The sequence below is a fragment of the Flavobacterium filum DSM 17961 genome, assembly GCF_000425465.1.
Taxonomy (GTDB): domain Bacteria; phylum Bacteroidota; class Bacteroidia; order Flavobacteriales; family Flavobacteriaceae; genus Flavobacterium; species Flavobacterium filum.
The window spans coordinates 1-20,610 of the sequence record NZ_AUDM01000007.1 but is presented as its reverse complement, the minus strand read 5'-3'; the positions used below and the strand labels follow the sequence as shown (position 1 = coordinate 20,610).

At 33.2% G+C, this 20,610-nt stretch carries 12 protein-coding genes and 1 pseudogene; 6 read left to right on the top strand and 7 right to left on the bottom strand.

The genetic code is table 11. From position 1 onward, the window contains the following. Window position 1: 1 nt before the first annotated feature. Window positions 2-919: an alpha/beta hydrolase gene (locus H601_RS0104530; protein ID WP_026710396.1), complete on the top strand. Its 918-nt coding sequence runs from the start codon at window positions 2-4 to the stop codon at window positions 917-919. Between the two features lie 120 nt (window positions 920-1,039). Next, complete coding sequence (locus H601_RS16050; RefSeq protein WP_051220656.1) at window positions 1,040-2,860, top strand: SPOR domain-containing protein; 1,821 nt, start codon at window positions 1,040-1,042, stop codon at window positions 2,858-2,860. A gap of 52 nt (window positions 2,861-2,912) precedes the next feature. On the opposite strand, the gene typA is transcribed toward H601_RS16050, so the two are convergent. From typA to H601_RS0104505, 4 genes are all read right to left on the bottom strand, one after another. Further along, entirely contained in the window at window positions 2,913-4,712 is a 1,800-nt protein-coding gene (typA, locus tag H601_RS0104520) for a translational GTPase TypA (protein WP_026710395.1), read from the bottom strand. 443 nt (window positions 4,713-5,155) lie between these two features. Further along, entirely contained in the window at window positions 5,156-6,475 is a 1,320-nt protein-coding gene (locus H601_RS0104515) for a hypothetical protein (RefSeq protein ID WP_026710394.1), read from the bottom strand. Continuing rightward, window positions 6,405-8,675 carry a sensor histidine kinase gene (locus H601_RS0104510; protein ID WP_035655542.1) on the bottom strand — a complete coding sequence of 757 codons (2,271 nt, stop codon included), beginning with the start codon at window positions 8,673-8,675 and terminating at the stop codon, window positions 6,405-6,407. Before H601_RS0104510 ends, H601_RS0104515 begins: the two co-directional genes overlap by 71 nt. Further along, window positions 8,668-9,948 (bottom strand): class I SAM-dependent methyltransferase, encoded by a 1,281-nt coding sequence (locus H601_RS0104505; protein ID WP_026710392.1) that lies wholly within the window; start codon window positions 9,946-9,948, stop codon window positions 8,668-8,670. Before H601_RS0104505 ends, H601_RS0104510 begins: the two co-directional genes overlap by 8 nt. A 707-nt stretch (window positions 9,949-10,655) precedes the next feature. Here H601_RS0104505 and dnaX point away from each other — a divergent pair. Both dnaX and H601_RS16790 read left to right on the top strand, forming a co-directional pair. Next, window positions 10,656-11,741 carry a DNA polymerase III subunit gamma/tau gene (dnaX, locus tag H601_RS0104500; protein ID WP_026710391.1) on the top strand — a complete coding sequence of 362 codons (1,086 nt, stop codon included), beginning with the start codon at window positions 10,656-10,658 and terminating at the stop codon, window positions 11,739-11,741. Window positions 11,742-11,758: 17 nt separating this feature from the next. Continuing rightward, window positions 11,759-12,358, top strand: a complete 600-nt coding sequence (locus H601_RS16790; RefSeq protein WP_245571613.1) for a DNA polymerase III subunit gamma/tau — start codon at window positions 11,759-11,761, stop codon at window positions 12,356-12,358. Between the two features lie 321 nt (window positions 12,359-12,679). On the opposite strand, the gene H601_RS0104490 is transcribed toward H601_RS16790, so the two are convergent. The 3 genes from H601_RS0104490 to H601_RS0104480 are packed head-to-tail and all read right to left on the bottom strand — an operon-like array spanning window position 12,680 to window position 16,198. Continuing rightward, on the bottom strand, window positions 12,680-13,570 hold the full coding sequence (locus H601_RS0104490) for a Ppx/GppA phosphatase family protein (protein ID WP_026710389.1): 891 nt from the start codon (window positions 13,568-13,570) through the stop codon (window positions 12,680-12,682). 20 nt (window positions 13,571-13,590) lie between these two features. Further along, window positions 13,591-15,714 (bottom strand): polyphosphate kinase 1, encoded by a 2,124-nt coding sequence (gene ppk1, locus H601_RS0104485; protein ID WP_026710388.1) that lies wholly within the window; start codon window positions 15,712-15,714, stop codon window positions 13,591-13,593. Beyond that, window positions 15,707-16,198: a SixA phosphatase family protein gene (locus tag H601_RS0104480; RefSeq protein WP_026710387.1), complete on the bottom strand. Its 492-nt coding sequence runs from the start codon at window positions 16,196-16,198 to the stop codon at window positions 15,707-15,709. Before H601_RS0104480 ends, ppk1 begins: the two co-directional genes overlap by 8 nt. Before the next feature lie 585 nt (window positions 16,199-16,783). Between H601_RS0104480 and H601_RS0104475 the strand changes: the two genes are divergently transcribed. Continuing rightward, a complete protein-coding gene (locus H601_RS0104475) occupies window positions 16,784-17,248 on the top strand; it encodes a hypothetical protein (protein ID WP_156900343.1) in 465 nt (154 codons plus the stop codon). 37 nt (window positions 17,249-17,285) lie between these two features. Beyond that, window positions 17,286-20,610: pseudogene (locus tag H601_RS16045) on the top strand (Ig-like domain-containing protein); the annotation flags it as partial.

The window sequence follows — 20,610 nt, the reverse complement described above, 5'->3', positions numbered from 1 at the left end:
CATGAAAAAGTATATCCTTTTTGTATTGCTATTCAATTTCCTTAACAGTAATGCTCAAGTTATTGAAGTTTCTGATGGAAAATTAGAGTTATACAAAGACTTTCCTTCTAAATATGTAAAACCTAGAGAAATTGCGGTTTGGTTACCTGAAAATTATTCTCCCAAGAAAAAATTTTCGGTTTTATACATGCATGATGGTCAAATGCTTTTTGATGCGAATCAAACTTGGAATAAACAAGAATGGGGAGTAGATGAAACCATTTCAAAACTAATAAAAGAAGGTAAAATACAAAACGTTATTGTGGTTGGAATTTACAATAGTGTAGAAACCCGACATCCGGAATATTTCCCTCAAAAACCATTTGAAAGTTTAACCGGAAACGAAAAAGCAATTGTAACGGAAGCCTTAGTTCAAAAAGGCCGAATCAGTGAAACATTTCAACCTTTTTCAGATTTATATCTACAATTTTTAGTAGAAGAAGTTAAACCTTTTATTGACAAAACCTATTCAACACGAAAAGACCAAGCCAATACCTTTATTGCGGGTTCAAGTATGGGCGGACTCATTTCACTATATGCAATTTGTGAATATCCGGAAGTATTTGGTGGAGCTGCTTGTTTATCAACGCACTGGCCCGGAATTTTTCATACAGAAAATAATCCTATACCGGAGGCATTTTATACCTACTTAAAAGCGAAACTTCCACAACCGGAAACGCATAAAATATATTTTGATTACGGTACGGCTACACTTGATGCTTTATATGAACCGCTTCAGAAAAAAGTAGATGAAATTATGACTTCCAAAAATTTCTCCTCAAAACAATGGACAACCTTAAAGTTTGAAGGTGAAGAACATAGCGAAAATGCTTGGAAAAAAAGACTTTCAACACCTTTACTTTTTCTATTAAAAAAATAAAAGATAGAATAGGTAAAGTTTTCAATGTGTAATGTTGAAAAAAAATTCATTTTTTTAACATTAGTTGGGTTTAAAGTACTACTTTAGTGCTACCAATAATTCAACATTTAGTTCAAACAAATGAAAATTTCGAAACCAAACAAGTATTTCATCGTTTTTCAACTCATTTATATCATCTTTTGTTCCAACGGTGTGTTTGCTCAATTAGGTTCTCCTTTTAAAAAGAGATACCAAGGCAATGTAAAAGGAGACATGACTTTGATTGCAAATAATATTGTGAATAGAAGTGAAACAAAACAAAATGCCAATTCACCCTATAATGAAATAGATGAAAAAGCCAAATTAAATGATGAATTTGAAATGGTTTACATCGATGTTGATAATGATGAATCAACATTTAGTTCGAGTGCAGCAAGTCTTTCCTTATCCAATATTTCAGAAAAGAAAATCGTTTATGCCGGATTATACTGGGCGGGAACGTATAAATATGATTCAGGTATTCGCGATAAAAATTGGAAATATTTAGCCGTAAACAATTCGCGAGAAATTATTAATGAAATCAAATTTAAGTTGCCTGGTAAAAAAGAATACATCAATATTACCGGAGAAGTTTTGTTTGATGGTTTAGCTCATAAAAACTTCAAAGAAAGTGCACCTTATTCCGTTTATGCAGATGTCACATCACATCTACAAGGATTGTCTAATCCAAATGGTGAATATATGGTTGCCAATATTCGTGCAACACAAGGAATTATAAGTGGTGGTGTAGCCGCAGGTTGGACTTTATTTATTGTATATGAAGAAGCTTCTGCTTCAGAAAAATTCATCACTTCATTTGATGGATTTGTGGGAATTACCACTAAGCCAATTGAAATTGCTTACACAGGTTTTAATACACTTCCTAAAGGTAATGTGAATGCCAAATTAGCTTTTGCGGCTTTGGAAGGTGATCGAAATCTAACAGGTGATCAGTTAGAGTTAAAAGATGGGAATAGTGCCAAATATACGTTAGTAAGTCACCCATTAAAACCGGTTGATAATTTCTTTAACAGTACAATTGTTTTAGACGATAATTATTTTAGCACCCGAAATCCAAATAGTTTAAATACATTAGGTTATGATGCCGGAATGTTTACTATTGACAACAAAAACAATTCTATTATCCAAAATAATACTTCAAAAGTATCCATGCGTTTAAAATCATCCGGTGATCGATATGCCATGTTTTTCAGTGCATTTAATGTTGAAGTAACTTCACCTGTTGAAGAATCTGTTCCGGTAATTGTTGAAGCTAAACCTATAGAAACAGAAACAGCATTAAAAAGAGAAGAAATTCTTCAAACCATTAAAGATAGTGAATCTACAAATGTTGCGAAGACCAATGATGAAAACATGAGTCAAAAATCAGTAATGGAAGAAGCTATAAGTCAAGTAGAACAACCAAAAACTGAAATTAAAACAGAAAAAACCGCTGAAATAATTCCACAATCAACTATTCAACAAGAGGTTTCGACTCCTGAAAAAGTAGTGGTAGCAACTCCTTCAACAGAACCAAAAAGAAAATATAACAGTATTATGGACATGATTCGCGATAGCGAAAAAATGAATGCCGAAACAACATCTTCCAAAAAAAGAATCACTGTTTTACCAGGAGCAGATGTCATCATTCCGCAACAAGCGAAAGGATATTATGTTGTAGCGAATGTATTTGCCGTTCCAAAAAATGCAACACGATTCTTAGACAAATTGAAAAAGAACGGGTTTGAGAATGCAGACATCATTTATAATCCTACCAATAATTTTCAAGGTGTTTATTTGGCAAAATTCAACAATTGGTATGACGCTATATCCTACTATTACTCAAATGCAGAAGGGAAATATAATGATGACCTCTGGATTATGTTAGTCAACACTTCAACCGGTTCTATCTTAACACCATAAAACAAAAAAACAACCTACTAAAGGTTGTTTTTTTGTCTATAAATCAATTTAATTATTGAATCTTAAAACGTTTTCTATCATTTTCATTCAAATAGATTTTACGCAAACGTAACGATTTTGGTGTCACTTCTACATACTCATCTTTTTGAATGTATTCCAAAGCTTCTTCTAAAGAGAATTTAATCGCCGGAATAATCTTTGTTTTATCATCAGCTCCCGCAGAACGGAAGTTAGTTAATTGTTTTGTTTTAGTAATGTTAATGGTCATATCATCCCCTCTAGAGTTTTCTCCAACTACTTGTCCTTCATAAATATCTTCGTTTGGATCTACAAAGAATTTACCACGATCTTGCAACTTGTTGATAGAATAAGGAATCGCTTTTCCGTTTTCCATTGAAATTAACGAACCGTTGATACGACCTGCAATTTCTCCTTTGAATGGTTCATAACCAATGAAACGGTGAGCCATGATTGCTTCTCCGGCAGTAGCGGTTAACAACTGATTTCTCAAACCAATAATTCCGCGAGATGGGATATTAAATTTGATTATCATTCTATCACCTTTGCCTTCCATACTCAACATTTCACCTTTTCTTACGGAAACAAACTCAACCGCTCTTCCTGAAACATGCTCCGGTAAATCAATAGTCAATTCTTCAATTGGCTCACATTTTACGCCATCAATTTCTTTGATGATTACTTGTGGCTGACCAATTTGCAACTCATATCCTTCTCTTCTCATCGTTTCAATCAATACTGATAAGTGCAATACACCACGACCAAATACCATGAATTTATCAGCAGAATCGGTATCAGAAACACGAAGAGCTAAGTTTTTCTCTAATTCTTTTGCCAAACGATCTTTTACGTGTCTTGAAGTAACAAATTTTCCTTCTTTACCAAAAAACGGCGAATCGTTGATGGTAAACAACATACTCATGGTTGGCTCATCAATGGCGATGGTTTGTAATGCTTCCGGATTTTCAAAATCTGCAATCGTATCACCAATTTCGAACCCTTCAATTCCAACCACAGCACAAATATCACCGGCAGAAACTTCGGTTACTTTTTTACGTCCTAAACCTTCAAAAGTGTGTAATTCTTTAATTCTTGATTTAATTACCTTACCATCTCTTTTTACCAAAGAAATTGGCATTCCTTCTTTTAAAACGCCTCTTTCCAAACGCCCAATCGCTATACGACCGGTGAACGAAGAGAAATCTAAAGACGTAATCAACATTTGAGGGGTTCCTTCAGAAACTTTTGGAGCCGGTACATTATTAACCACCATATCTAAAAGCGGTTCAATGTTATCGGTTACATTTTTCCAATCATCAGACATCCAGTTGTTTTTAGCCGAACCATAAACGGTTGGAAAATCCAATTGCCATTCTTCTGCACCTAATTCAAACATCAAGTCGAAAACTTTTTCGTGTACTTCTTCCGGAGTACAATTTTCTTTATCCACTTTATTGATTACCACACAAGGTTTCAACCCTAAATCGATTGCTTTTTGCAATACAAAACGCGTTTGTGGCATTGGACCTTCAAATGCATCCACCAACAAACAAACCCCATCAGCCATGTTCAACACACGTTCTACTTCACCACCAAAATCGGCGTGACCCGGAGTATCGATAATGTTGATTTTTGTACCTTTATATACTACAGAAACATTTTTAGAGGTAATGGTAATTCCACGTTCACGTTCTAAGTCATTGTTGTCTAAGATTAAATCACCGGTATTTTCGTTTTCACGAAAAAGCTGACAGTGATACATAATTTTGTCAACCAAAGTCGTTTTACCGTGGTCAACGTGGGCAATAATTGCAATGTTTCTAATTGATTCCATCTGTTATTTTTTCAGGGTGCAAAGGTACACTTTATTTCTACATAAAAAACTTTTGTGTAAAACATTGAGAGATTTAACGTTAGGGTAACGAAGGGTTGTCTGATTTCTGTTGTCTGTTGTCGGTTGTCGGTTGTCTGTTGTCTGTTTGAATCATCTACACATTGACACATTGCTCAATGGAACACGGATGGGATGGATGAAATAGATTTTCGCTGATTTTTTGGTTCGCTTAGCGAAAAGGGATGGAAGAGGATTTCTTCTGGCTAAATTTGTGCTTACTTTTAGATGTTAAGGTTTGTTTATGGAGATGGCGGGTGTCGTTTTGAAATTTGCCAATGTCTTTTTAGACTTGATTCAAGGATTTTTTGCTGATATATAAAAAAAACTGCAAAGTAGGGAGATTTTGCGGTGGGTTTTTAAGGGCTGTTTGTGTAGCTAGTGTCTTAGTCCATTGGTAAATTATCAGTAATAATCTCAACAGGCATACGAGGCAACCCAAATCGACCAACATACGACGAATACTTTTGTTGAATGTGAGTTATATATGGGCTAACTAAACGACATTTTCTATTTCCTCTTTGAGTTATAAAATTATGAATATATATTTTCTTTAAAGAAAACCTAAAAAATTCTTTTTCTTCAACACCGTAAATAACAACTTCATCAATTCGTTCATTAATCATTTCAAGGTTTGAATTATATCTATCCTTAACATCTATCGGACGCATTTTACTTCCTTTAATCGAATAGAAATTTCCATCACAAGAAGCTGATGGTGTCTCATTTTCTTCCATTCTACCAATAATCGTATCACAGATTGGTCTCAAATTAAGATAATAATCTCCTTGGATTTTAAATATATCACCAGGCTGTAAATCTTTATCATGAAGATAATCACTATTCATAAACATAATTCCTTGTATTACTTCCTTAATTTCATTTTTTGTAATGTTACCATTATAACCTTCTAATATTACTTGATCATAGTTAAGAAATTTAGTTCTGGATGATATATTTTTATTTATTGTATCCATAATATTCAATCCTTGATCTACAGAATCTTTTGAATATGTATCCCATAATATTTTTGGCCACATTGGACTCCTTTCAAAAAGGTGCCAAAAAGTTTTATTTTTTGCTTCCAAAAAGGAATTATCCCAAGACTTTAATGTATAAATTGCAGGATTTTTTTTAATCCATTCATTTACAGCATTAAAAAGATTTTCACCATCGATAAGTTCTGATTTACTTTTAATAAAAATAAAATTCCTTTCAGGTGAATCCTCATTTAGTAAATCCTTACCACCATTCTCGGATAGTTCTTCAACAATATTATCCCTGTTTTCCGAACTAAATATAAAAACCGGTGCAAAACACTGCTTTCTAAATTCTTTAAGAAAATTAATGTTTGATGTTGCATTTGCTTTTATCATAAAATCTGTCACAACAACCTCTTGATTTTCAGGGACTGACAACCTCCAATCTAATACTACAAAATTGACAGCTATAAAATTTGAAATACATTTTAGAGCATCATTTAAATTATTATATCCGCAATAAGGAATTCCTTTATTTGAAATAATATTAGCAATTTTATTTATATCGTCAGTATCATCCTTTAACAAATGATCATCAATAATGATAGCAAAACCTTTATTTAATTCTACATTCATAGGCTCTATATTTTGTCCTTTAATTATCTCCATCTGTATTGAAATCCACCAAGAAATTAGCCCCTGAAAGAATTTTTTTATTTTTTCCATACTCTATACTAAATTCATTTCTTTCTAGAAGTTGTCGAGCAATATACAATCCTAATCCTCGACCTCTATCTCCTTTAGTAGAAAAGAAAGATTCGAAAATATAAGGTTCATCATCTTCTGATATTCCTGGTCCATTATCAGCGAAAACAACTTCATAATTATTACCGTCAATCATAATTGAAATTTGTTTATCATCCTTATCTACGGTACTTAACCAATATACTGCATTATCAATTAGATTAATAAATGTTTGGAGAAGAACAGCTTCATTTGTACGGATGACCAATGGAGCACCAACTTCCTCGACTTTTAATTCTATTTTATATTGATTAAGTAATACATCATAATACTTTCTTACTGTCTTAATAATTTCTGAAATCCTAAAATCTTTTTTCTTTCTTCTTGAAGACCTAAAAACAGGTTGAATTCCTTTAATTTGGTCTTCAATAAACGTAATTTCTCCTCGTAACTTCTCTAAATTTTCAGTAATTTTTTCTTGATCAGCATTTCCTGCATTTGACATTCGCATAAGAAAATCCATAGTTTCCTTAGCACGCCGTATCATTGTCATTAAATCATGAGAGGCGGCTTCAACAGTTAAACCGACCGAAGCTAAATCTTCTGATATCTCAGCTTTTTCAATTAAATATTTTCTTTCTGCATGATATTGGCTTACCAAATCAGCAAATTCTTTTCTCTTAACAGGTTCAATTTTATCTGAAAGATATTCCTTGAATAAATCTAATTGATTAGGAACTACAGATTTTTTTACGGATTGAATTACTGACTTATCTTTATTAGCATCTTTATATTTAATAAACTCTTTATGAAGATATGCAAAGAATGACTGAATTAATGTAATAAAGTCTTCGTAAGAATTGCCTATTTCCAATAAACCTTCTCGATTCGTTTTGTCCTTTAAATCTGGATTACTTTCGTTAGAAATTGATAAATAACCAATAGTTTGATCATTACTCAATGAATCACCTGCTCTTGTGATTCCTCTCTTCACATCAATACCAATCCAATCGTCATTTGGATCTCCGTAGGGATAAACCCTAACTCCATCCCTATATAAATAAATTCGATGGTTTTTGATGAAAGTTTTATCCTCATCATTGACATCAAAATGATACTTTAGTGGTGCATCTTTTCCTAAATCAAAGATGTAAAATTGAAATTTGAATGGACCGCATTCAGGATCACGCTTTAACTTCCCCGTTTTAGAATCAATAAATCTATCTTTAAAAACTTTAAAACCTGATAAAGTTTCAAATGAAATTACTCGATTGTTACCATTTAAATTAAACTCAAATTTAAGATTATCGAAATTTCCATTAGTCACTTTAAGAGGTGCTTTCTCTAACAAGCTATCTAATTTATCCTTAAACTTATCGTCTTTAAATCTACTAGAATTATTTATTAATAAATCGAAAATAAAATCTTTTGTAACATTCTCTTCAGAAAATGGGGAACTCAATTTATTTACATCATTTATAATTTCATCTATTTTTTTTAAATCTAGACCACCCTTTTTAAGATTGCTTATTTTTATGAGTGTTCCATATGATTTACTTGAAACTCGTGAATTTTGTATATTAATTGTTCTTTCAACGAAGTGCTCTGGAGATGATTTTATTTCGTAATTGTAATTTATTTGATCTAGATATTTTACCTCTTCTTTTCCAACTTCTGTAAATAAATCTTGATCATACTTAGACAAGTCACTAAATAAAGAAATTTCATCTCCATTCTTGGTTCTTGTTGTTATTTCAACTGTGGAGCCAATTTTAAAAACAGCAAATCGACCTATACCTTTTTCACCTTGTAATAATCTCTTTTTTTGAGGGCTTTTTCTTGATCCTTTTTTCTTTTCTAAATATTTAATAGGTGATGCAGGATTCATCCAAGCATCACTTAAAACTTCCCAAGACATGCCATGCCCATCATCTTCAATTTCAATAAAAGAATCAGGTTTGGCAATTATCTCAATTAGTTGCTCATTGTTATCATACACTTCCTTAAAATTGTTTAATCGGACTTGAACCCAATCAGCATCAGCATCATAAGAGTTTTTTATTAACTCAAACAAAGCAATTTTCTCGTTCTTGATAAGCTGGTCGCCAATCATCGTTAATAAACGTGCATATGGTCGAGGCGATAATGTACCTTTTAAATCTATTGGAATTCTCTTATCCATTTGACGGTTTTCTTGCAATGATTACAAATTCGTAACTATAAATTTTCTTATGATTTTTGTTATTTGAAAATTTGCCTCTCTTATCTCTATAAGGGCTAAGAATTTTTGAACTAATTTTCCTTTTCATAACTTCAATTTCACCAAAACCTCTATTAAGCATACATTTAGTAAGATATTTAGCGTTGTCAATATATATATCTTTATATGTTGTATTTCCTATTACAAATACTGCCATACCACCTGGATTTATTAAAGAATAGGATTTATTAATAGTGTCTCTCATATCAATAAAATACTTTAAAGCTGCCCTAGGACTTTTAGCATCAGCATTACTAAGATTTCTATATGTATCTATTGCAAATTCATCTAAACCTTCAATATCTAAATTATTTAATGATTGATTATAAATGCTTCCTATTGTACCATTACGCAGTTCTCTAAAATCATTAGTATATCCCAACCACATAGTAGATAATTGGTGTAAATCGGCATATTCATATGATGTTACATACGGTGGACTTGTTATAAGCATGTCTAGAATAGATTCATTTACATTTAATCTTAAAAAATTTCTATTTATTATTTGAGCATTTGGAGAATTTGAAACTTTTGTATTTATTTCCTCTACAGCTCTTAACATCGTAATATATTGGGATTTAAAGGACTCAAATACAGGATAAATCGGCTTTGCAGGATCTATCTGAGGTTTAATAGATTTTGTAAGCCATTTAGAACTTCTTTTTAGAATATTTGAGAAAGCAACAAGAAAGAAATCCTGATATTTTCCCTTTGGAATAATTAATTTAATAGCGTTCAATAATTGACTTAAATCTTCTATTTGTTTAGGCCAAAACCAATATAATATTCTATCATTTTGAACAATATAGTCTGGAATTTCACTATAATTATTAGTATAAACCGTAACAATATTTTCGTAGTATTTATTTAAAATATTCTTACTATATGTTTCTCTTTTAACTTTTGCGATTAATGTTGCAACTGGGTTAATATCACATCCCCAAAACTCTTTATCATTAACCTTTGCTTCGAGTGCAGTTGTACCACAACCGCAAAAAATATCTCCAATTGAATTAACTGTAATACTGTTCTTTCTTGCATACTCTAAAGATTTCCCAATAAGAAACGAAGGAAATTTTGCAGGATACATATGAATTTTATGCATCTTTAACTCTTGGTCAACTTGATTATTCCACGTTGATGATTCTCGGATACTTTTAAAATTTGTATCCCAGTTAGCTTGGGTTATTCTCATAAGTGGCTACGTAATTTTGAATTTTATTAAAAAATTCTATTTTAACAAAATTACATTTAATATTATTCATAAAAAAATGTTTTTTCAAAGAATATTTTTCACTATAATTCTATAAATCTGAACGTTAGATCAAAATATAAATAATTCAATTATTTTAATTCCAAATTTTTAATTCCAAATTTCACAAAAAACTGAAAATTCCTTTTGTTACGCCAAAGGTAGTAAGGTAATTTTATAATTTTTTACGGATTTCTGTAATGAGTGAAATTATTTTGTTAATATTGTCAAAATTACGAGATGTCTCCTTCGTCGACATGACAAGATTGCGGAGGATTCCGTTCAAAAATCAATAATCATAATTTTTCAATCGTTAATCAATTTCCGTTTATCTATTCCTTTTTTTAATGGCACGCTGATGAAACGGATTGAACAGATTTTCGCTGATTTATTTTTGTTCGCTTAGCGAAAATGGATAAAAGCGGATTCATAACCATTAAATTAGCAGTAATTTCAACGCCCAGTCTCCCCTCTCCTTTGGAGAGGGGTTGGGGGTGAGGATTATAGAGATTCTTCCTTCGTCAGAATGACAAAAATGCGGAAACCCGACAACCAACAACCAACAACCATCAACCAACAACCAACTAATTTTCCCTCCCCCCCTTGCCAATCAACAATTAAATTTTATATTTGTCATCCAAACTTTTTTGATGGAACAATTTGTAGTATCTGCCCGAAAATACAGACCCCAAACGTTTATTGACGTGGTGGGACAGCAGGCTATTACCAACACTTTGCTTAATGCCATCGAAAACAATCACTTAGCTCAAGCTTTGCTTTTTACCGGGCCTCGTGGGGTGGGAAAAACAACTTGTGCGAGAATTTTGGCTCGTAAGATTAACCAACCCGGTTATGATGATCCGAATGAAGATTTTGCATTTAATGTGTTTGAATTGGATGCCGCTTCTAACAACTCGGTGGATGATATTCGGAATTTGATTGACCAAGTTCGCATACCGCCACAAACCGGACAATACAAGGTGTATATTATTGACGAGGTACACATGCTTTCGTCTGCCGCTTTCAATGCTTTTTTGAAAACGTTGGAAGAACCGCCAAAACACGCTATATTTATATTGGCTACGACCGAAAAGCATAAAATTATTCCAACTATTTTATCGCGTTGTCAGATTTTTGATTTTAAGCGGATTACGGTAAAAGATGCCAAAGAACATTTGGCTTATGTTGCCGAAAATCAAGGTGTACAATACGAAGACGATGCATTGCATATCATTGCTCAAAAAGCAGATGGTGCCATGCGTGATGCCTTATCTATTTTTGATCGCGTGGTTTCGTATTGCGGAACTAATTTGACGCGTCAAGCAGTTACAGAAAATTTGAATGTTTTGGATTATGAATCGTATATCAACATTACGAATTTAATTTTAGCCAATAAATTACCGGAATTGTTGATGGCGTTCAACGATATTTTGGCTCGCGGTTTTGATGCTCATCATTTTATACAAGGTTTGGCTTCTCATTTTAGAGATTTATTGGTTTGCAAAAATCCGGCAACTTTAACGTTGTTGGAAGCCGGTGAACAAGCTCAAAAAATGTATGGCGAACAAGCTCAAAAATGCAGTCAGGAGTTTTTGTTAAAAGCAATTGAGCTGGCAAATGACACTGATTTGAAATATAAAGTGAGTCAAAACCAACGTTTACTCATCGAACTTTGTTTGATGCAATTGGGCTCTATCACTTTTGATGGAGAAAAAAAAAAGTTGACGGATATATAATTCCACCCTTTCATTTTTTGGGAAAATTAGGTGCTATTGAAGTAGCCAATACTTCCGTTGAAGTTGTTCCGACTGTTAAAATTGAAACACCAAAACCTACCGTTCCCGAAAACACAATAGAAAAACCAAAACCGATAATTCCACCGCTTTCAACTGAACCAAAAGTTTCTGCATTTTCTTTAGCGAGTATTAAACAGAAAAAAGAACTAGCCGAAGCTCAAAAATTAGTTGTTAAAGAAACCATTCAATATCCTACAGAACCTTTTACCGAAACGGATATGCTTTTGCAATGGAATAAATTTGCCCAAAAGTTAGAAGAACGAGGGCAGATGATCATGCAATCGCTCATGTTGATAAACGATCCCAAATTGGAAGGAACCAAAATCACGCATGAACTTCCTAATGAAGGAACTAAGATTGAATTTGAACGCACCAAAAATGAAGTTTTAGGTTATTTGCGTGGCATGTTACACAACCATGATATTGAAATTGAGTTGGTTGTGAATGAAAAAATGGAAAATAAACGGGCGTTTACTCCGCAAGACAAATTCAATCGCATGAAAGAAATTAATCCGAATTTGGAGGTGTTGCGAAAGATGTTTGATTTGGATGTTTAGTAATGTGGCAATTGGACAATTAGTCAATGTGTCAATTTGGGTGAACTATATATACTTTTAATGGAACACGGATTGGACGGATTGGCACGGATTTTTTTTGATTTGCTTTGCAAAAGCGGATGTTCGCGGATTTATGAGTGGTAGATTAGTGGTTTTGATTAATTACAACCTTCACACTTGATTGTGTCATTTCGGCGATAGGAGAAATCACATGTCGTTAAGCAAAGAATACGTTATCTACTTTATGTGATTTCTCCTGCATCGAAATGACACAGTGTTACTTTCAATTTTATAAAAACCAATAAATATATTTTCTTTTAATTAAATCCTCCCATAATACATCGCCTTCACAATTCCATCTGAGAGTCCGATTTTTGGAACATAGAGATGGCGAGCTCCACTCCACTTCATGGCATTCAAATAGATTTTGGTCGCAGGAATGATTACGTCGGCACGGTCAGGATTCAAACCTAACTCGGCAATGCGTTCGTCGTAAGTCATTTTATTAAGCATGGAAAATTGAGCATTCAAACCTAAAAATGTTAAAGGCTTATCTTGTTGCTTGCCCGTCATTTTAAACAATTTATTGATGTTTCCGCCGGAACCAATCAACGTAATTTCGTCAAAAGAAGCGGTGTGAGTTTTAATCCATTTTTCAATTTCAATCCAAACGATTTCATTCACCATATTATTTAGCATGCGAACCGTACCGTTTTTAAAGGATTTTGACGCAATAATTTTTCCATTGGAAAACAAAGAAAACTCGGTACTTCCACCCCCAACATCTACATACAAATAAGTTTTATCTGTTGCTATATATTCTTTCAAATCTGAAGAAGCTATGATACTAGCTTCTTTTTTTCCATCAATAATATCAATATCGATATCGGCTTCGCGTTGGATAATTTCAATAATTTCTCTGTTGTTATCGGCCTCACGCATGGCGGAAGTTGCACACGCTTTGTAGTGTTCAACCTTATGTACTTTCATCAGCAATTTGTAGGCTTTCATCGCATCAATCATTCGTTCGATGTTTTCATCAGATATTTCACCAACGGTAAACACATCTTGACCTAAACGAATGGGTACACGCACTAACGAACTTTTATTGAATTGCGTTTCTTTACCTTCTTGTTCTACAATATTAGATACCAACAATCGCATGGCATTTGAACCAATATCAATGGCGGCATATCGTTTAATTGTAATCATTAATTTTAAAAAATTTGGGGTTATAATTTTTCGGTGATGACTTCTAATTGGTTTCTGTAATAATTATAGGTTTCCAATTGAGCTCTGAAAATACGCTCATTTTCATCCCGAACACGGTATTTATTATCTAATTTTTCAGAATGTAAACGGGCTTTTACATTTCCTTTCCATCCAACTTCAAAACTTTCTAAAAGTTCTTGTTTGATTCGTTCATCATAAATTGGGCACGTCACTTCCACACGAGCATCAATATTTCTAGTCATAAAATCGGCTGATGAAATATACACTTCCGGATTGCCGTTATTGCCAAAAATAAAAATTCGGGAATGTTCTAAGAAATTATCAACGATGCTTATGGCTTCAATGTTTTCGCTCATGCCTTTCACACCGGGAATTAAACAACATATTCCTCTGATAATCAGTTTAATCTTCACTCCTGCTCTGCTGGCATCATACAATTTATCAATCATTCTAGGATCGGATAAACTGTTCATTTTTAAATTGATATAGGTTGCTTTACCGGAAAGAGCGTGCATGATTTCACGGTCAATTAACTTGTACAATTTGTTTCGGGTGTAATGTGGCGAAACAATTAAATGTTTGTATCGATGCACACGATAATTTACTTCAAAGAAATCAAAGACTTTATCGGCATCTTTTAAAATCTGTTGATGACTGGTAAACAACGTTACATCGGTGTAAACTCGTGCAGTTGATTCATTAAAATTACCGGTAGAAATAAATCCGTAGCGTTTAATTTTTTTATCTTCAATACGGTCGATGACACAAATTTTGCTGTGTACTTTTAAACCTTTCACACCAAAAATCAAATTAATTCCTTCCGTTTGCATTTGTTCCGCATACGAAATATTGCTGGCTTCATCAAAACGGGCTTGCAATTCAATTTGAACGGTAACTTTTTTCCCGTTTTTAGCTGCATTGATAAGCGAACTAATGATTTGAGAGTTTTTAGCCAATCGATATAACGTAATTTTTATACTCACTACTTTTGGGTCGAGAGCTGCTTCACGTAAAAATTTAATTAGATAAGCAAACGATTGATAAGGTGCATTGACCAAATAATCTTTTTCACTTATTTTCTGTAAAATACTTCCTTCCAAACCTAAACCGTCAACCGGAAGAGGAGTTTTAGGTTGATATAATAAGTCATATCTACCAAGATTTGGAAAATCCATATAATCACGACGGTTGTGATAACGACCACCCGGAATGATACTATCGGTAGCATCAATATCCATTTTTTCAAGGAAAAACTTCAAGGTATCTTTATCAATAGATTGGTCATATACAAAACGAACGGGTTCACCAATTCTTCTGTCTCGTACACTTTCAGAAATTTTTTCAGCAAAACTTTTACTAATGTCGCTGTCCATTTCTAATTGAGCATCTCGCGTAATTTTGATCATGTGAGCCGAAATACTTTCATAATCAAAAATATTGAAAATGTTTTGGAGATTATAGCGGATTACGTCATCAAGTAATATGATATATTGTCGTTCTCCATTTGAAGGTAAAACCACAAATCGATTGATTGTTTTGGGAATTTCAATTACGGCATAGCGAATATCTTTTTTAGATTTTTTAAAACCTAAAAACGAAGATTTTTGTTCTTCAGTAGATTTCATTACCATTTTGATAGCCAAATAACCGGAGGTATCTTTTAACAACGGAAACTCAGCTAAATCATTTAAGATAATAGTTACTAGTGCCGGACTTACTTTTTGAATGTAGAAGTCGTGAATAAAATTCTCTTGGTCTTTAGAAATCTCTTTTTCATTAATAATGTAAACACCTTCTTTTTCGAGCTCTTTTTCAATTACGCCTAAAATTCGTAAACTCTCCGATTGTTGTTTGATTACAATTTCAGTAATCTCTTTAAGCAATTGTTGAGCAGAAATTCCACCTAATACTTTTTCAGCAGCTTGACCAGAAAGAGCTAAACGTCTGATGGCAGCGAAACGGACTCTGAAAAACTCATCTAAGTTGTTGGAAAAAATTCCTAAAAATCGCAAACGGTCTAAAAGTGGCACCGTTGGGTCAGCCGCCTCTTGTAGCACTCTTGCATTAAAAGACAACCAACTTTTTTCACGATCAATATAACGGTAATCTATGGCTTTAATCATTTCTTAATTCTCTTGGAAAAAGTAATTTGTTCGTTTTTCCTTTTGCTATGGTTGACCAACTATTTGTTGCAAAGGAAATGGAAACCATTCCGGCAGTTGGCACATTATCAATAAAAATATCTCCAAATTTATTAACAAAATCTGTGATAGCAGCATTATGTCCGAAAAGAATAACATTTTCATAACGATTATCACTAGATTTTACTATGTTTTCTAATTTGTAAGCATCAAAAGTATATAAATCGTCTAAAAACTGAATGCTTTCGATGGGCCAATTAAGATTTTGAGCAAAAATTAGAGCAGTTTCAGCGGCACGTTTAGCCTTACTACTCATTACAAAATAAGATTTAGGAAAAAACTGAGCAGCTTCTAGGGCCATTAAATGTGCATCTTTAATCCCTCTTTGATTAAGAAGTCGGTCTTTATCTTGAACAGGAGTATCCCAACTAGATTTAGCATGTCGAATAAGAATTAGTGTTTTCATAACCTTACAATTAGTTTTTAAACTTACTAAATATAAACAAGAATCACTAAATTATTACTCAAAAAAAACAAATAGAATGAATTTCAAGAAATAGTTATTAACAAACTTATGAAAATCATAATTATAATTAATTTTCTTACAGATAAAATACTTTAACACACTTTATCGATAAAAAAAAGCATTTTATCGATAAAATATTTTTTTTTTAGAAATCAACTTTATACATTCGTCTTCGAATTAAGATGAAATTAACAAATAAATTATAAAATGTTATGAAAAAAAGAGGTTGATTATCGATAAAAAACATCCATAAAATACATACAAAGTGTCATTTATCGAGTTTTTTGGTTAGTTATGGAAAAAATAAGCAATAACATTATTTAGTATATAGTTTAGCCGTCCGTTAATTGACTAACACTGAAAAAGTGAAAGAAAATTAAAAGCCAAATCAACCAAATTTACATATTATGAAAAAAAACTTAACCAATTATGTCAAAAGTCATGTTATTAAAATCCCAAGCTAAGATTATGGAAAATTTGTTCCAAATCCGGCAGTTTCAACACCTAACATTGAAATTGCTGGTAATGCTATTTCTAGCATTCCCAATTGTAGGTTTTTCGCAAAACTCAAAAATTCAGAACACTGAAGACTTCTTTAAGTCGGTTCAGAAATCTGAAGTTTCGAAAAACAAGAGTACTAACTCTATTAAATCTTTAATTAAAGATTTGCACCCTTCCATTTATGTGGACAACGGACGAGTAAATACGTACGGTAAAAACCCAATTGTTTTATTTGTTGATGCAAATTCAATTTCAAAACTAAAAGGATTGAGTTTAGAAAGCAATCAAATTGAAGTGGTAACCATCAAAATCAATCAAAAAAGCGATTTAGTTCATTTGATGAATTTAGATGTTTTTCAACAATTTCCATCCATCAAAGTAATTCATTTTAGTGTAGGTTTTGATTGTAGTGCTGAGACATTATCTAATAATGTTCGAATTGAAAACGCGAACTACACTTTATTATATTCTATTGAAAAACCTTCTTAACAAAAAATTAAGAATAGATCAATTAAAAGAATTAAACATGAAAAATATGTACTCAAATTTAAAAATAAACAAAAAAACAAACTACCTGTTAGTACTTTTAATGGTATTATTGGGTAACTTGTTTTTTGTTCAAGCTCAGGTAAGAGTTCCTTTTACCCAGCGAACGTCGGTTTACACGCCTGGAAAAACCATATATAATGTAAAAGGTGATTTTACCATGATTGGTAACACCAATTTAACTTTGGTTAACTATGGCGATGAAACATCAAACAATAACAACATGCAATATGTTGATATTGACAATGATGCCAATACATGGAATTCATCTTCTGCCAATTTGGTATTGTCTACAGAAAATGGTGCAAACCCAGCATGTTCAAATATTGTTTATGCAGGTTTATATTGGACAGGAAGAGCATCAAATTCTGACACAAGTCCAACTGTTTTTACTGTTGAAAGACAAGTTCCTGGCGGAGTTGTAAATGTAAACAACAATTATACTGTTGGACATAACCAACAAATTACCAATACTTCATACACATTAACGATTGGTAGAAATAATCCAACTAATACCAATAGAAGTCCTATTTATACTTTTACAAGTGGAGGAAACACTTATGTTTTTAACTTTACTAACAATACTGGTGCAAATAGAGTAACGCTTTCTGTTAATGGTGGAACAGCGATTAATGTTCCTGTGAACTACACAACATCTGGTTCAACTGGAACTGCTACTTTGGTAACGCCATATGTGATAAACAATGGTACTGTAAATTTAACTATTAATAATCTAGTTAGAAATACAGCCACTAATTTATCTACTACTGATACACAAAACAGTTCATTTGCAAATGTAAATGTTACTGGAACTATTATAGGTACTGTAACTGAGAGCAAAACATTTGACAAAAGAAAAGTATCTATTAAAGGGCCAAACGCAAGTAATTATACCGTTTTAACGGCTCAAGATTCTGATATTTATTATCCTGTTAATACCGATGGTTTTATGTATTCTGGTTACATCGAAGTAACCGATTATGTAAGAACAAATGGTTTAGGTGCATACCAAGTTGCTGACATAGCCTTGATTGAAGGTAACGGTGGTGGAACCGGTTACTATGGTGGTTGGGGTATGGTTGTTGTTTATGAAAACGACAAAATGAAATGGAGAGATGTGACCGTTTTTGATGGTCATTCATATGTGGCTGGTAGTATAACTGCTGATTTTGATATTCCTGTTTCTGGTTTCAATACGGTACAATCTGGTCCTGTAAATATGAAATTGGGTATGATGGCCGGAGAAGGTGATAGAAACATCGCTGGTGATTTTTTCCAAATTAGAAACTATCAAGATTCTAATTGGGTTACACTTAATCATGGAGCAAATGGAGCTAACAACTTCTTTAATTCTTCCATTTTTACCGGTGGAAATACAAGAAATCCAAATTTATTAAACAATACTGGTCTTGATATTAGTATGTTTGATATTCCAAATGCTAACAATAGTGTAATTACAAATAATCAAACTTCTACACGATTCCGTTATGGAACTACTCAAGACACCTATGTGATTTTCAACATCACAATGTCTGTAGATGCTTACATCCCTGAAATTGAAGGATTATTATCTGTCCAAAACATTGGTGGTGTTCCTGTTGCACCAGGAGGTCCTTATAATGCTCAACCAGGTCAAGAAGTAGAATTTGGTGTAGATATTAAAAACTTAGGTACTGAAGCTGTAAATAATTACAGATTAGTTATTCCGATTCCTTTTACATCAACATTTGTACCTGGAAGTTTAAATAGCTCAATTTTCTTTTCACCAAACCCAACTCCAAATAACCTTTATTTCGATCCAAATCTTGGAGCGATGGGTTCAATTGTTTGGGATTTTGGAACTTTACCATTACCTGCAAACCCACAAACTTTGTTAGCTTCTTTGCGATTCAAACTTAGAGCTACCGATAATTGTGCTATCTTATCCAATCCAAATTGTGCTAACAATATATTAGTAAATGGCTTAACATTTGGAACTGGTGCAATAACTAATATAACTTTTAAAGATAGACCATTAATTTTAGGATATAATAATTCTGGTGTATGTCAAGGTGAACCAATTTATCAACCTATTACAGTTAACATAGTTGCTGGTAATTATGTAGCTCAAAACTGTTCAAATGTACCGCTGGTTCAAAACTTTTACTATTGTAATGGTCAAACAAGCGTAACAGCTGCTCAACTTGCATCAGCTTTTCCTCCAGGATCTATTTTTTATTCTAGCTATCCTGTCCCTGATGGAGCAACTCCAATTACTAACTTCCCAATTGTAGCCGGTGCAACAAATTCTTATTTTGCTGTACCTTACAATGCAGACGGATGTTTCTTTGAATTTACCATTTCTGCTTGTCGTCCAATTAATGCTGTGGATGACAATGCAGGCCCTATCAATGGTGCTTCAGGTCAAAACGGTGTGGTGAATGTTTTCGATAATGATACTTTAAACGGTGTTATCCTTAACCCTGCTGATGTAACCTTAACTTTAGTTACGCCAGACCCTACCGGTGCTCTTACACTTAACCCTGATGGTTCTGTTGATGTGGCTCCTGGTACTCCTGCGGGAACTTACACTTTAACTTACCAAATTTGTGAAAACTTAAACCCAGGTAACTGCGATACTGCTGTTGTAACTATTACGGTTAGTGCTCCTATTATCGATGCTGTTGATGACAATGCAGGCCCTATCAATGGTGCTTCCGGTCAAAATGGTGTGGTGAATGTTTTCAATAATGATACTTTAAACGGTGTTATCCTTAACCCTGCTGATGTAACCTTAACTTTAGTTACGCCAGACCCTACCGGTGCTCTTACACTTAACCCTGATGGTTCTGTTGATGTGGCTCCTGGTACTCCTGCGGGAACTTACACTTTAACTTACCAAATTTGTGAAAACTTAAACCCAGGTAACTGCGATACTGCTGTTGTAACTATTACGGTTAGTGCTCCAATTATCGATGCTGTGGATGACAATGCAAGTTCTACAAGTGGAATTTCAGGTCAAACAAATATTTTGAATGTATTTAATAATGACACTTTAAATGGTGTTATTCTAAATCCAGCTGATGTAACTTTAACTTTAGTTACGCCAGATCCAACTGGTGCTCTTACACTTAACCCTGATGGTTCTGTAGATCTTGCTCCAAATACACCTCCTGGAACTTATACTTTAACTTATCAAATTTGTGAAATTATAAATCCTGGCAACTGTGATACTGCTGTTGTAACTATTGTTGTTACATGTCCTAATGTAGTTCAACCAACTCTTGCTTGTTACGAAACTGCTACTTTCAATACTACTACTTGTG